The organism is Nonomuraea sp. NPDC050790, from assembly GCF_044456745.1.
Classification (GTDB): domain Bacteria; phylum Actinomycetota; class Actinomycetes; order Streptosporangiales; family Streptosporangiaceae; genus Nonomuraea.
Window position 1 is genome coordinate 492843 of sequence record NZ_JBITGF010000008.1, and the last position, 12371, is coordinate 505213.

At 72.5% G+C, this 12371-nt stretch carries 12 protein-coding genes; 3 read left to right on the forward strand and 9 right to left on the reverse strand.

What is annotated here, in order from left to right; all coding sequences use genetic code 11:
• Nucleotides 1-137 precede the first annotated feature (137 nt).
• The 8 genes from murJ to ACIBEJ_RS38540 all read right to left on the reverse strand — a co-directional run bounded on the left by murJ (nucleotide 138) and on the right by ACIBEJ_RS38540 (nucleotide 8650).
• Nucleotides 138-1826, reverse strand: a complete 1689-nt coding sequence (gene murJ, locus ACIBEJ_RS38505) for a murein biosynthesis integral membrane protein MurJ (RefSeq protein ID WP_397187868.1) — start codon at nucleotides 1824-1826, stop codon at nucleotides 138-140.
• Nucleotides 1823-2722, reverse strand: coding sequence for a hypothetical protein (locus ACIBEJ_RS38510; RefSeq protein ID WP_397187869.1), 900 nt, complete (start codon nucleotides 2720-2722; stop codon nucleotides 1823-1825). The genes murJ and ACIBEJ_RS38510 overlap by 4 nt, the downstream gene beginning before the upstream one ends.
• Nucleotides 2723-2725: 3 nt before the next feature.
• Entirely contained in the window at nucleotides 2726-3703 is a 978-nt protein-coding gene (locus ACIBEJ_RS38515) for a copper transporter (protein WP_397187870.1), read from the reverse strand.
• Nucleotides 3700-4896: a putative cytokinetic ring protein SteA gene (gene steA, locus ACIBEJ_RS38520; protein WP_397187871.1), complete on the reverse strand. Its 1197-nt coding sequence runs from the start codon at nucleotides 4894-4896 to the stop codon at nucleotides 3700-3702. The genes ACIBEJ_RS38515 and steA overlap by 4 nt, the downstream gene beginning before the upstream one ends.
• Nucleotides 4897-4959: 63 nt before the next feature.
• Entirely contained in the window at nucleotides 4960-6672 is a 1713-nt protein-coding gene (gene recN / locus ACIBEJ_RS38525) for a DNA repair protein RecN (protein WP_397187872.1), read from the reverse strand.
• A 105-nt stretch (nucleotides 6673-6777) separates the two neighbouring features.
• A complete protein-coding gene (locus tag ACIBEJ_RS38530; RefSeq protein ID WP_397187873.1) occupies nucleotides 6778-7677 on the reverse strand; it encodes an NAD kinase in 900 nt (299 codons plus the stop codon).
• Nucleotides 7674-8495, reverse strand: coding sequence for a TlyA family RNA methyltransferase (locus tag ACIBEJ_RS38535; protein ID WP_397187874.1), 822 nt, complete (start codon nucleotides 8493-8495; stop codon nucleotides 7674-7676). Before ACIBEJ_RS38535 ends, ACIBEJ_RS38530 begins: the two co-directional genes overlap by 4 nt.
• Nucleotides 8492-8650, reverse strand: coding sequence for a hypothetical protein (locus ACIBEJ_RS38540; protein WP_397187875.1), 159 nt, complete (start codon nucleotides 8648-8650; stop codon nucleotides 8492-8494). The genes ACIBEJ_RS38535 and ACIBEJ_RS38540 overlap by 4 nt, the downstream gene beginning before the upstream one ends.
• A 114-nt stretch (nucleotides 8651-8764) precedes the next feature.
• Here ACIBEJ_RS38540 and ACIBEJ_RS38545 point away from each other — a divergent pair, with 114 nt between their 5' ends.
• Genes ACIBEJ_RS38545 through ACIBEJ_RS38555 form a run of 3 tightly spaced genes read left to right on the forward strand, consistent with a single transcriptional unit; the run spans nucleotide 8765 to nucleotide 10677 of the window.
• Entirely contained in the window at nucleotides 8765-9112 is a 348-nt protein-coding gene (locus ACIBEJ_RS38545; protein ID WP_397187876.1) for an SCP2 sterol-binding domain-containing protein, read from the forward strand.
• 39 nt (nucleotides 9113-9151) lie between these two features.
• The gene (locus ACIBEJ_RS38550) at nucleotides 9152-9904 is read left to right on the forward strand and encodes an ABC transporter ATP-binding protein (protein WP_397187877.1); all 753 of its coding nucleotides are present in this window, start codon (nucleotides 9152-9154) and stop codon (nucleotides 9902-9904) included.
• A complete protein-coding gene (locus ACIBEJ_RS38555; RefSeq protein ID WP_397187908.1) occupies nucleotides 9904-10677 on the forward strand; it encodes an ABC transporter permease in 774 nt (257 codons plus the stop codon). The genes ACIBEJ_RS38550 and ACIBEJ_RS38555 overlap by 1 nt, the downstream gene beginning before the upstream one ends.
• On the opposite strand, the gene ACIBEJ_RS38560 is transcribed toward ACIBEJ_RS38555, so the two are convergent.
• Nucleotides 10674-12365: a bifunctional metallophosphatase/5'-nucleotidase gene (locus tag ACIBEJ_RS38560; protein ID WP_397187878.1), complete on the reverse strand. Its 1692-nt coding sequence runs from the start codon at nucleotides 12363-12365 to the stop codon at nucleotides 10674-10676. The two genes, ACIBEJ_RS38555 and ACIBEJ_RS38560, sit on opposite strands and share 4 nt — an antisense overlap.
• Nucleotides 12366-12371 lie beyond the last annotated feature (6 nt).

The window sequence follows — 12371 nt, forward strand, 5'->3', positions numbered from 1 at the left end:
AACAGACCGAGGCTCAGACCGCCCGCACAGATCAACTCCACCGTCCGCTTGGACTGGCTCACTCGTCGTTGTGTCCCAGCTCAACCGTCCGCCCAGCTCAACCGTCCGCCCAGCTCTTCCGCGGCGAGACGCCCGTGTCAGCGTCGTGTCGCCATCTCCGCCAGCGCGCGGGCGTCGCCGCGGTCCAGCAGCGCCGCCACCGCGCCCCCGACCGCGACCGCGAGCGCCCCGCCCAGCACCGTCGCGCCCAGCAGCGGCCAGAGCCCTTCCGCCCCGACCAGCCCCGCCGCCCACGCGCCCGCCAGGAACCCCGCGACACCCCCCGCCACCGCCGCACCGACCGCGCGGGCCAGCCCCGCGACCGCCGCCCGCCCGCGTGCCCGGATCACCGACACCAGCAGCCAGCCACCGCCCACGCTCATCCCCAGGCTCATGCCCGCCGCCATCCCGGCGATCTCCCAGCCGGCCGGCAGCACCAGCACGAACCCCGCCTGCGCCGCCATCACCACCAGCCATCCGGCCACGGTCCCGATGGCCACCTGCCTGCCCCGGCCCGCGGCGTACAGCACCCGGCTCAGGTGCGCGATCAGCCCGTACCCGATCAGACCGGGCGCGAACAGCGCGATCGTCCGCGCGAACTCCGCGGCCGGGACCGCCGTGTCCGACCCCAGCAGGAACACCCGCGCGCCCGGCTCGGACATGGCCGCCAGCGCCCCCGCCGCCAGCCCCGACACCAGCACGACCGCCCGCGTCGTGCGCGCGGCCAGTCCGGCGAACCCGTCCGCGTCGCCGCTCTCCGCCCGCGCCGACAGCCCGGGAAAGGCACTGGTCGCGATCGGTACGGCCAGCACCGCATAGGGCACCAGGTAGATCGCCCACGCGTAGTTGTAGATCGCGATCGCCCCCACGCCGATCCCGTTGGACAGGTACAGGACCACGACCATGGCCGCCTGCTGGGCCAGCAGCCCGGCGATCCCGGCGAACGCCAGCCCGCACACCTGCGCGGCCACGCCCTCGGGGAAGCGCAGCGCGGGCCGCCACCTGATCCCCAGCCGCGAGGCGGGCCCGGCGACGGTGAGCACGAGCGCGAGCACGCCCAGGCTGGTCCCGGCCGCCAGCACCGTCTCGCCGGCGTCGAGCGGGCTGACCGGCGTGCTGTCCCCGCCGCTGACCGGGACGAACACCAGGTAGGCGGCGATGACCACGATGCTCGACACGAGCGGCGCCACGGCGGGCCCGGCGAAGCGCTTGTGCGCCTGGAGCACGCCGTACAGGACGACGGCCACGCCGTACAGGGGGATCTGGGGGGCGAAGACGACCAGCATGTCCGCGGTGACGGCGCGCACGGCCGCCACGTCGCAGTCAGGCAGCGTGGAGCCGTAGAACAGCCCGGCGATGGGGCCGGCCAGCACCGCCACGGCCACCGCGAGCGGCACGAGCACGACCAGCACCCAGGTCAGCAGCGCGGAGGAGACACGGCTCACGTACGCGTGGGCCTCGACCGGCGAGGGCGCCACGGCCTGGGCGCCGCGGGCGGCCTCCGGCGAGTCGGGCTCCTCCAGCGGCGGCTCGCCCCACGGGCGGGCGCGGGCGGCGGCGCCGGCCAGGACGGGAACCACCATCCCGGCCAGGGCCCCGCCCACCACGACCTCGAAGACGATGTTGGGGATCTGGTTGGCGGTGAAGTAGGCGGTGGACAGGCAGCCGGTGCCGACGGTCTGGGCGAAGGCGTACTGCTTGGCGAAGCCGGTGATGCGGGCGAGGATCGTGATCGCGCCGATCAGCACCGCGCCGCCAGCGACGCCCCGCGCCAGACGTCCGGTCACGGGGCGGGGCGGCGGCCGAGCATGTCGATGCGGTTGAGCACCGGGTTGCCCGCGATGACCTTGGTGAAGGAGACCTTCTCCGAGGCGGCGGTCAGGACGGCGACGGTGCCGAGCACGGCCAGGCGGCCGGGGCGGCCGAGCGTGGTGACGGCGGCCAGGCCGAGCAGAGCGCCCAGGGCGTTGGCGCCGGCGTCGCCGAGCATGGCGCGCTCGCCGAGGTCGTCGGGCAGCAGCGCGGCGGCGGCGCCCAGCGGGACGGCGGCCAGCGCCGCGCCCGACGGGGAGCCGCGCAGCAAGGAGGCGGCCAGCAGCGGCCCGCCGGTCAGCAGCGCCACCTTGATGGCCCGTCCCGGCCGCAGGTCGAACAGGTTGGCCAGGTTGGCGGCGCCGGCGATCGTGGCGCCGTTGGCCAGGGTGTCGAGGGGGCTGCGGGAGACGAGGGCGGCGGCGGCCAGGCCGGTGGCGCCGATGCCGAGGATCTTGACGGCGCCGCTGGTCACCTCGCCCTTGGCCAGGGCGCCGAGGTGGCCCTTGAAGCCCTTGGAGGAGGCGGTGCCGTAGAGGTCGTCGTAGGCGCCCAGCGCACCGCTGCCGGCTCCGGCCAGGAGGGCGGCCAGCCGTACGCGGGGATCGAGGCCGGGCGACAGTGCGGCGGCGGCGCTCGCGCCCGCCACGAACGCGGGGCCTTCGAGCAGCGTGATCGGCTCGCCGCGGTGGTTGGTGCGGGTCCAGGTGGCGGCGGCGCGCAGCCCGCCGGCGGCCACGACCTCGCCGGACGGCATGTCCTTCTTCTCCGGAGCCTCGGCCACCCGCGAGGTGAAGGCGGTGTAGGCGGCGCGGGCGGCGACGGCGCCGAGCGCGGCTCCGGCTAGGGCGCACAGCAGGGCACGGGCCATGGTTCAGCTCCCTGACGAGGTGGGGACGGGGGTGGGACTGGGCACGGGCGGCTGGAAGTCGGTCACGCCGGTGCCGATGCCGTACTGGCCGGCGCGGCCGGCGATCTGCTCGCGCAGGGCGTAGACGCCGACGACGCGGCCGGCGGGCATGTCGAGGGTGTCGATGCTGGAGACCCGCTGGCTGATGTCGCCGGAGTCGCGCAGCTCGGTGATGACGCCGCCGGTGGCGACGCCGGCCGTGGTGCCGGCGACGAGCGCGCCCCTGCTGCCGGCGTCAAGGCCGGCGGCTAGGGAGACGATCGCGGCCGCCTGGATCTCGGCGCGCTCGCCCTCGAAGGGCTTGTCGGGCGCGAACATCACCGCGAGCGTGGCGCGCTTGTCGACGTCGCCCTCGACGCTGATGAAGCCGCCCTTCTCGAACGCGTCCAGCACGGCGCCGGTGTCGGCGTTGGGTGTGCCCGCCTGGGTGGGATCGGCGGTCGTCAGGGCCGTGGCCAGGAGCTGGGCGACCTTGTCGTAGACGCTCGCACCGGGCGTGTAGAGGAGGTCGGCGGGCTTGAGCTGGGTGGCCAGGCCGTCGAGCACGGCCTCGCTGTCGGCGGTGAGGAACTTCTCGCTGATCGTCACCCGCTGCCCGACGGTCGCGCCGGCCTGGTCGAGCACCTGCTGCTGCGCATCGCGCAGCGCGCCGGTGGAGCCGGGCGTGTCGACCATCAGCACGCGCTGGCCGCTGAGCCCGCCCGCGACCAGGGCCAGCACCGGGGTCATCTCCTTGACGAAGGAGTCGTTGCCGGCCTGGCGCCGGGCCAGGTCGTCCTTCTCGGCGCGCAGCTCGCTATTGTTCCTGGCCAGATCGTCGGTGGTCTTCTTGGCCAGGTCGATGGCCGGGTTCTGCAGGAGCGTGGTGCCCATGACGATGCCGACCGCCAGCGCGAGGAAGACGGCGACGATGGAGACGAGGTGATAGCGGAAATCGATCACGAGAAAAGTCCGACCAGCCAGAAGATGAAGGCGTTCCAAAGGTCTTGCTGGCCGTTGAGCCAGGTCTTGCCGATGGGCGAGCTGAACAGCGCCACGCCCATCGTGACGAGCGCGGTGCCCACCAGCAGCAGCAACTGCTGCGTGGAGATGCGGCTGCGGTAGAGCCTGCTCACGCCCTTGGCGTCGATGAGCTTGCTGCCGATGCGCAGCCGGGTGAGGAAGGTGCTGGCCATGCCGGAGCGCCCCTTGTCGAGGAACTCCTCCAGCGTCCAGTGGGTGCCGACGGCGACGATGAGTTCGGCGCCCTTGTCGTCGGCCAGGAGCATGGCGATGTCCTCGCTGGTGCCGGTGGCGGGGAAGATGACGGCCTCGCGGCCGAGCTGGTGCACGCGCTCCAGGCCGGGCGCGCGGCCGTCGCGGTAGGCGTGCACGATGAGCTCGGCGCCGCACGTGAGGGCCTTGGTGGAGACGGAGTCGAAGTCGCCGATGATCACGTCGGGCAGGTATCCGGCCTCCAGGAGCGCGTCCGCGCCGCCGTCGACGCCGACGAGGACGGGGCGGTATTCGCGGATGTACGGCCGGAGCGTGGCGATGTCCTCTTTGTAGTGGTACCCGCGCACGACGATGAGCACGTGCCTGCCCTCGATGGGGGTGCGGATCTCCGGCACGCCGACTCCGTCGATGAGAAGCCTGCCCTCACCACGAACGTACTCCATCGTGTTGACGGCGAAAGCCTCGATCTGCACGGAAAGTCCGGCTCGTGCCTCGGCCATGGCGGCCTCGACGGTCTCCTCGGTCGCGACGTCGCCCTTGCCGACCATCTCCTCACCGAGATACACGATCCCGTCGCAGACGCGGACCGACTCACCGTCGGCCACCCGCTCGAACAGCTCGGGCGTGGCGTTGTCGACGAACGGGATGCCGGCCTCGATCAGGATCTGCGGCCCCAGGTTGGGGTAGCGCCCGCTGATCCCCGCCGCGACGTTGACCACGGCGGCGACGCCGCACGCGACGAGTGCCTCCGCGCTGACCCGGTCCACGTCGACATGGTCGATAATCGCGATTTCCCCGGGCTGGAGGCGCTTGGTAAGCCTCTTCGTCCGCCGGTCGATTCTCGCCACTGCCGTGAGGCCGGGAAGGTCGCCGACCTTCCTGCCGCGGAGGCCCGGCAACTTGTTCCCCGGTACCTTCATCAAGACCATCCTGCCAGAGCCGGAGAGCCCGGGGGTCACGCACTGCGCGGCGTGTCTGGTTTGTCACGCAGAGTCGGCGGCGGCGAGCCCGAGCAGTTCTTCCGCATGGGCCCTGCCCAGCTCGGAATCCTCCAGGCCGGCCAGCATGCGCGAGAGCTCGCGTACCCGGCCCTCGTGGTTGAGCGTGACGACGCCGCTGCGTACGACGCTGCCGTCGCCGGCCTTCTCCACGACGAGGTGCTGGTCGGCGAAGGCGGCCACCTGCGGCAGGTGGGTGACGACGATCACCTGGGCGGTGCGGGCGAGCCTGGCCAGGCGGCGGCCGATCTCGACCGCGGCCTTGCCGCCCACGCCCGCGTCGACCTCGTCGAAGACGAAGGTGGGCACGGGGTCGGCGCCGGCGAAGACGACCTCGATGGCGAGCATGACGCGGCTGAGCTCGCCGCCCGAGGCGCCCTTGTTGAGCGGCAGCGGCGGCGCGGCCGGGTGGGCGGCCATCCGCAGCTCGACCTCGTCGACGCCCTCGGGGCCGAACTCGGCGCTCTGCGAGAGCTGTACGGCCACGCGGGCGTGCGGCATGGCCAGCGCGGTGAGCTCCTCGGTGACGGCCTGGCCGAAGCGCTCGGCGGCGGCCTCGCGCACCTTGGTCAGCTCGGCGGCCAGCTCGGTGAGCCGCTCGGTCAGCTCGTCGTGCTCGCGGGTGAGCTCGTCGATGCGCTCGTCGTCGCCCTCCAGCTCGGCCAGGCGGCCCGCCGAGCGCTGCGCCCAGGCCAGCACGCCGGCGCTGTCCTCGGCGTACTTGCGGATCAGGCTGGTCAGCACCGAGCGCCGCTCCTGCACGATCGCCAGCCTGGCCGGGTCGGCCTCGATCGACTCGGCGTAGGCGGCCAGGTCGGTGGCGACGTCGGAGATGAGGTAGCCGGCCTCGGCCAGCCGGTCGGCGACCTGGGCGAGCTGCGGGTCGAAGTCGCGCACGCCCTCGACCGCCGAGCGGGCCTCGCCCAGCAGCGAGATCACGTCGTGGGTGCCGTCGGCGGACTGCATCGGGTCGCCGAGCAGCGCGGTGTGGGCGCCGGTGGCCGCGGTGCGCAGCGCGTCGGCGTGCGAGAGCCGTTCTTCCTCCGCGCGCAGCTCGGCGTCCTCGCCGGGCTTGGGGTCGACCTTCTCGATCTCCTCCAGGCCGAAGCGCAGCAGGTCGGCCTCCTGGGCGCGCTCGCGCGCCCTGGTCGTCAGCTCCTCCAGGAGCGCGGCCACCTGCTTGTGGCGCTTGTACGCCTGCGTGTACGCCCGCAGCGGCTTGACCAGGTCGTCGCCGGCGTAGCGGTCGAGCGCGGCGCGCTGCCTGGCCGGCTGCAGGAGGCGCTGCTGGTCCATCTGCCCGTGGACGGCCACGAGGTCGTCGGCCAGGTAGGTGAGCGTGCCGACGGGGACGGTGCGCCCGCCCAGCCAGGCGCGCGAGCGGCCCTCGGCGGAGACGGTGCGCGAGATGATCAGCTCGCCGTCCTCGACCTCGCCGCCGATGTCCTCGACCTGCTGGCCGACGCGCCCGCCCGCCTCGATGACCAGCGTGCCCTCGACCGACGCCTTGTCGGCGCCCGGCCGGATGCGCGAGGGGTCGGCCCGGCCGCCGAACAGCAGCCCGAGCCCGGTGACGACCATCGTCTTGCCCGCTCCGGTCTCGCCGGTGACCACGTTGAATCCCGGCGAGAGCTCGAGAACGGCCTCGTCGATGACACCCAGCCCCTGGATGCGGACCTCTTCGACCCTGGGTCGCACCGGCCACTCCTGTCGCTGCCTGCGTTTACGGTCGCACCCGGCTTCGGAGCCCACTGTCCGAACACACGTGCGCAAGCGATCCTACGCGCTCCTGAGCCAATTGACTCAGGGACGCACCCTTCCGCGCCACCCCTGCACGGGAAGTTCGAACTTGGCGACCAGCCTGTCGGTGAACGGCGCGCCGGTGCTCTCGATGCCGTGCAGGCGGGCCAGGCGAACCGGGTGCTCACCGCGGCGCACCTCGACGCGGGTGCCGGTGGGCAGGTCGAAGCGGCGGCGGCCGTCGCACCAGAGCACGCCGCCCGGCGTGCCGGGCAGGATCTCGACGGCGAGGGTCGCGCGCGGCGAGACGACCAGCGGCTTGGCGAACAGCGCGTGGGCGCTGATCGGCACCATGAGCAGCGCCTCCACCTCGGGCCAGACGACGGGTCCGCCGGCGGAGAAGGCGTAGGCCGTGGAGCCGGTCGGGGTGGCGCAGATGACGCCGTCGCAGCCCCAGCGTGACAGCGGGCGGCCGTCGACCTCGGCCACGACCTCCAGCATGCGGTCGCACTTCTCCACGGTGGCCTCGTTGAGCGCCCACGTGTCGGCGATCACCTGGCCGTTGAGCCGGGCGATCACGTCGATGGTCATGCGCTCCTCGACGTCGTAGTTGCCCGCCACGACGCTGTCGACGGCGGCGGCCAGGTCGTCGACCTCGGCCTCGGCCAGGAAGCCCACGTGGCCGAGGTTGACGCCGAACAGCGGGGTGCCGGCCGGGCGAGCCAGCTCCGCCGAGCGCAGGAGCGAGCCGTCGCCGCCGAGGACGATCATCACCTCGGCGTCCTTGGCCGCGCCGGGGTCGCAGGGCACCACCTCGACGCCCGCGCAGCCGATGTCCGGCGCCTCCTGCTCCAGCACGCGCACGGTGATCCCGGCGTCGACCAGGCGGTTGACGACCAGCCGGGCGCTGTCGACGGCGGCGCCGCGCCCGGTGTGCACGGTGACCAGAACGGTCCGGTTCATTGCGGCCCTTCTTCTACGGCACGCCGGATCTCGGCGTCGAGGTCGTGCGGTTCGGCGATCGGCGGCTCGCTCTCGCCCTTGCCCAGCCAGAGCAGGTACTCGACGTTGCCCGACGGCCCTGGCAGCGGGCTGGCCGTGACGCCGCGCACCGCCAGCCCGATCTCCCTGGCCTTGACGGCGGCCTGGCGGACCGCCTCGGCGCGCAGTCCGGGATCGCGCACGACGCCGCCGGCGCCGACGCGGTCCTTTCCGACCTCGAACTGCGGCTTGACCAGCATGACGAAGTCGGCGGAAGGGGCGGCCACGGCGGTGAGCGCGGGCAGCACCAGCCGCAGCGAGATGAACGACAGGTCGCCGACGATCAGCGTGGGCGCCTGGCCGACCATCTCGGGCGTCAGGTCGCGCACGTTGACGCGTTCCATGACGGTGACCCGCTCGTCGGTGCGCAGCGACCAGGCGAGCTGGCCGTAGCCGACGTCGACGGCCAGGACGTGGGCGGCGCCGCGGCGCAGCAGGACGTCGGTGAAGCCGCCGGTCGAGGCGCCGGCGTCGAGGCAGCGGCGGCCCTCCACGTCGAGGGCTTTGAAGGCGTCGAGGGCGCCGATGAGCTTGTGGGCGCCGCGTGAGACGTAGTCGGGGCCGTCGGGCGAGTCGGCCACGACGATGGCCGAGGCGGTGTCGACCTGGGTGGCCGCCTTGCCCGCGACCTGCCCGCCCACGCTGACCCGGCCGGCCTCGATGAGCTGGCCCGCCTGTTCGCGGGAGCGGGCCAGGCCGCGCCGTACGAGCTCGCTGTCGAGCCGGACGCGTCGGCTCACTGCTCGTCCATCGCGGCGAGGGTCTCCTCCAGCCCGGCGAACGCGTCGTCGAAGACGGCGGCGTGCTCGCCCGCGGGCAGCCCGGGCAGACGCTCCAGACCTGCGAGAACGGCGTCGACCCGCTCGTCGCCCGTCCCCTCCGGGATCTCAGTCATGACACGACCGTAACGCCTGGCGCCGACACCCGGCACCTCGGCAGGCGTGTCACACGTTATGCAGTCGTATGGAACGCTACGGTCCGTGTCACCGGGGAGAAAGGAAGCGCATCCATGGCAAGCGTCGAGGAGTGCCGGGCCGCACTGGCCAAGCTCGTCGCCCAGTTCGACGAGATCAGCGACGAGGACCGCGCCAAGCACGTCGTCGAGCGGACGGTCAGTTGCCGTGTCTCCGACCTCGACGTCGTCTTCTACGGCCGGCTCAGCCACGACGGCCTGGACCCGTTCACGCAGGACCCTCCGCCCGACGGCAAGGAGGCCGACGTGAAGCTGACCATCGCCGGCGACGACCTGATCGCGCTGGTGGACGGGGAGCTTGACCTGGCCAGGGCGCTGCTGGGCGGCCGGGTCAAGGTGGACGCCAGCTTCGGCGACCTCCTGCGGCTGCGGAAGCTGCTCTGATATGCTTAACGCATCCGTTAAGTACTTTGGGGTGCGCCCATGGGAACGATCATCGATGCCGAGCGGCTCAGCCGCCGCTTCGGGCAGACCACCGCGGTTGACGAGCTGACCCTCACGGCCGGCGCCGGCGAGGTCGTCGGCCTGCTGGGGCCCAACGGAGCGGGAAAGACCACCACCATAAGAATGCTCGCCACCCTCCTGCCACCCACCTCGGGCACGGCGCGGGTGTGCGGCTTCGACGTCGTGCGCGCGGCCGGCCAGGTACGGCTGCGCATCGGCTACGTCATGCAGCAGGTCTCCCCCATGGGCTACTACATGCTCACCGGCCGGGAGAAGACCGAGATCGAGGCGGCCCTCTACCACGTGCCCAGGAAGCGGGTGAAGGCCAGGGCCGCGGAGGTCCTGGAGCTCGTGGGCCTGGGCGCCCACGCCGACCGCCTGGTGCAAAGCTACTCGGGCGGCATGCAGAAGCGGCTGGAGCTGGCCTGCGGCCTGCTGCACCGGCCCGAGCTGCTCATCCTCGACGAGCCGACGCTGGGCCTGGACGTGCAGTCGCGCCACCACGTCTGGGACCACATCAGGCAGCTCTGCCAGGAGGGGATGGCCGTCCTGCTGGCCACCAACTACATGGACGAGGCCGACCGCCTGTGCGACCGGCTGACCATCATCGACCACGGCCGCGAGGTGGTCAGCGGCACCCCCGCCGAGCTGAAGGCCCAGCTCGGCGCGTCCGGCCTCGACGAGGTGTTCCTGCGCCACACCGGCCACGCGCTGCGCGAGGAGGTCGCGTGATGTGGGCCCAGGAGGTGATGGCGCTGTCGCGGCGCTGGCTGCTGATGACGCTGCGCGAACGGCTGAACCTGCTGTTCAGCGTGCTGCAGCCGGCGGTCTGGCTGGTGTTCTTCGCCGGCGCGCTGGGCGGCGCCATGGACGCGCGCGTCGTGGGCACCACCGACTACATCGCCTTCGCGGTGCCCGGCATCATCGCCTTCACCGTCGTCGGCAACGGGGTGAGCGCGGCGATGCCGTTGCTGTTCGACAAGGAGACCGGCTACCTCGACAAGCTGATGAGCATGCCGATCAGACGCAGCTCGCTGATCGTCTCGCGCTTCGTCTTCCAGGTCGGCATGAACTCGGCGCAGGTGCTGGTCATCCTGCTCGTCGCGCTCGCCCTCGGCGTACGGCCCGCCACCGGCCTGCCCGGCGTGGTGGCGATCCTGGTCACCGCGGCGCTGCTGACGCTGGCGATGACGGCGGCGGCCATGGCGCTGGCCTGTGCGGTCCCCTCGCACGGCACGTTCTTCGCGGTCACCGGGTTCGTCTCACTGCCGCTGCTGTTCATGTCCAACGCCTTCGTGCCGCTGAGCGCGATGCCCGCCTGGATGCAGGCCGTGGCCAGGGCCAACCCGCTCACGTACGCGATCGAGGCGATGCGCCCGCTGATGCTGGAGGGCTGGAGCGGGCGGCTGCCGGTGGCGCTGGGCGCGCTGGTGCTGGCGTCCGCGCTGCTGCTCCTGGTGGGAGCGTGGCAGTTCGGACGCCAGACCAGCGAGCGGGTCGCCTAAAGAAGCGGCTGCGCCCGGTCCAGGGCGGGCGGGCTGACCGGGCCCGTGCCGAGGTAGGAGCGCAGCGCCTCGTAGTCGCGCGGCCCGCGCACGGCGTCGGTGTAGCCGGCGAAGGCGCTGTAGCCGTCCGCGCCGATCAGCGTGTAGGCCAGGGCGGCCAGCCGGTAGGTGCGAGCGGTGTCCAGCGGCTTGCCGTCGATGAGCACGCCGCTCACGCGGTCGCCGACCGGCTTGCTCACGTCATATGAGAAGCGGACATTTCCTGAAACGGCCAGCGGGGCGAAGCGGACCGTCCCGTTCGTCTGCGTCTGCCACTGCTGCTCCAGCGCCTGCTCGACCTGGGCGCCCGTCACCGACACGGTCAGCACCGGGTTGGCGTACCCCCACGCCGCCCACGCCTGGGCGAAGGTGACGGGACCGGCCTTGAGGTCGCCGCGCAGCGAGTTCGAACCCTTGACCGGCGCCACCGCGACCATGGCCAGGTCGGCGCCGGCGGAGGCGGCCCGCCCGGCGTCGGCCACGAGGTTGCCCAGCGTGCTCTCGCCGTCGGCGTCGCGCACCCTGGTCACGTCACCGGTCAGCGTGCCGATCTGGCGGGCGCCCGTGACCTTGGCCTTGCCGTTCCAGTAGTCGACCATCGCGACCATCGCGGGGTCCGGGGTCACGTCGCGGGTGACGGGGTGGTTGCGGGCGGTCGTGGCCGTCCTGATGACGTCGCGGGTGCGGCGGTCGATCTTCAGGTTGATCTCGTTGATGAGCCGGCCGTGGTTGGCCGCCTCCACGACCGGGCGGGGGTTGCCCGCCGGGTCGGGCAGCGAGCAGTTGAAGAACCAGTGCCAGTGCCCGGTGACGATCGCGTCGATGTCGGGCGAGGCGTCACGGGCGAAGTCCCAGATCGGGCCGCTCTTGGTCGCGCCGCAGCCGTTGAAGTCGGCGCCCGCCGCGCCGCCCTCGTGCACGTTGGCGACGATGGCCTCCACGCCCATCCGCTTGAGGATCGCCGCGTACTTGTTGGCGGTCTCCACCAGCGGCAGGTTGTCCAGGTCGGGCTGGTAGGAGGTCGAGCCGCCGACGGTCGTGGGCGTGGTGAGGTTGATGAAGCCCACCGGCACGCCCTGGAAGCGCTTGATCACGAACGGCTGGAGCACCGGCCGCGTGCTGCCCTTGCGGGTCATGTTGGCCGAGGAGATCTCGAAGCGGGCGCCGGGGAAGCGCCTGCCGGAGGAGTCGGTGAAGCAACTGTCCAGGCCGACCTCGCCGAAGCACCTCCCCTTGCCCATGTGGTCGCGGGTGAACTCCAGCGACCGGTCGAACTCGTGGTTGCCCGCCGCGGTGAACTGCACGCCGATCCGGTTCAGGAACTCGACGGTCGGCTCGTCGGCGTGGTGGGAGACCTCCACCGGCCAGCCGCTGAAGTCGTCCCCGGTGGTGAAGGTGACGGAGTTGCGCTTGCCGTTCCTGAGGTTCTGCAAGTGGGTCGAGACGTACGGCGCGCCGCCCACCACCAGCGTGTTGCCGGCGCCGTCCTTGATGGTGCCGTCGGCGGCGTTGTTCTGCGGGGTGATGTAGCCGTGGAAGTCGGTGATGGACAGCAGTTGCACGTCCACGGGCGGGCGCGGGCTGGCCGAGGCGGGCTGGGCGGTGACCGCCACGAGGGCGGCCGCACCTATCAGCAGGGGTAAGCGCACGGGGTT

Excerpts from the sequence above, each read along its gene's own strand:
- ACIBEJ_RS38510 (WP_397187869.1), bottom strand. The coding sequence starts at position 2,722 with ATGGCCCGTGCCCTGCTGTGCGCCCTAGCCGGAGCCGCGCTCGGCGCC.
- steA (WP_397187871.1), bottom strand. The coding sequence starts at position 4,896 with ATGAAGGTACCGGGGAACAAGTTGCCGGGCCTCCGCGGCAGGAAGGTC.
- ACIBEJ_RS38530 (WP_397187873.1), bottom strand. The coding sequence starts at position 7,677 with ATGAACCGGACCGTTCTGGTCACCGTGCACACCGGGCGCGGCGCCGCC.
- ACIBEJ_RS38540 (WP_397187875.1), bottom strand. The coding sequence starts at position 8,650 with ATGACTGAGATCCCGGAGGGGACGGGCGACGAGCGGGTCGACGCCGTT.
- ACIBEJ_RS38545 (WP_397187876.1), top strand. The coding sequence starts at position 8,765 with ATGGCAAGCGTCGAGGAGTGCCGGGCCGCACTGGCCAAGCTCGTCGCC.
- ACIBEJ_RS38550 (WP_397187877.1), top strand. The coding sequence starts at position 9,152 with ATGGGAACGATCATCGATGCCGAGCGGCTCAGCCGCCGCTTCGGGCAG.
- ACIBEJ_RS38555 (WP_397187908.1), top strand. The coding sequence starts at position 9,904 with ATGTGGGCCCAGGAGGTGATGGCGCTGTCGCGGCGCTGGCTGCTGATG.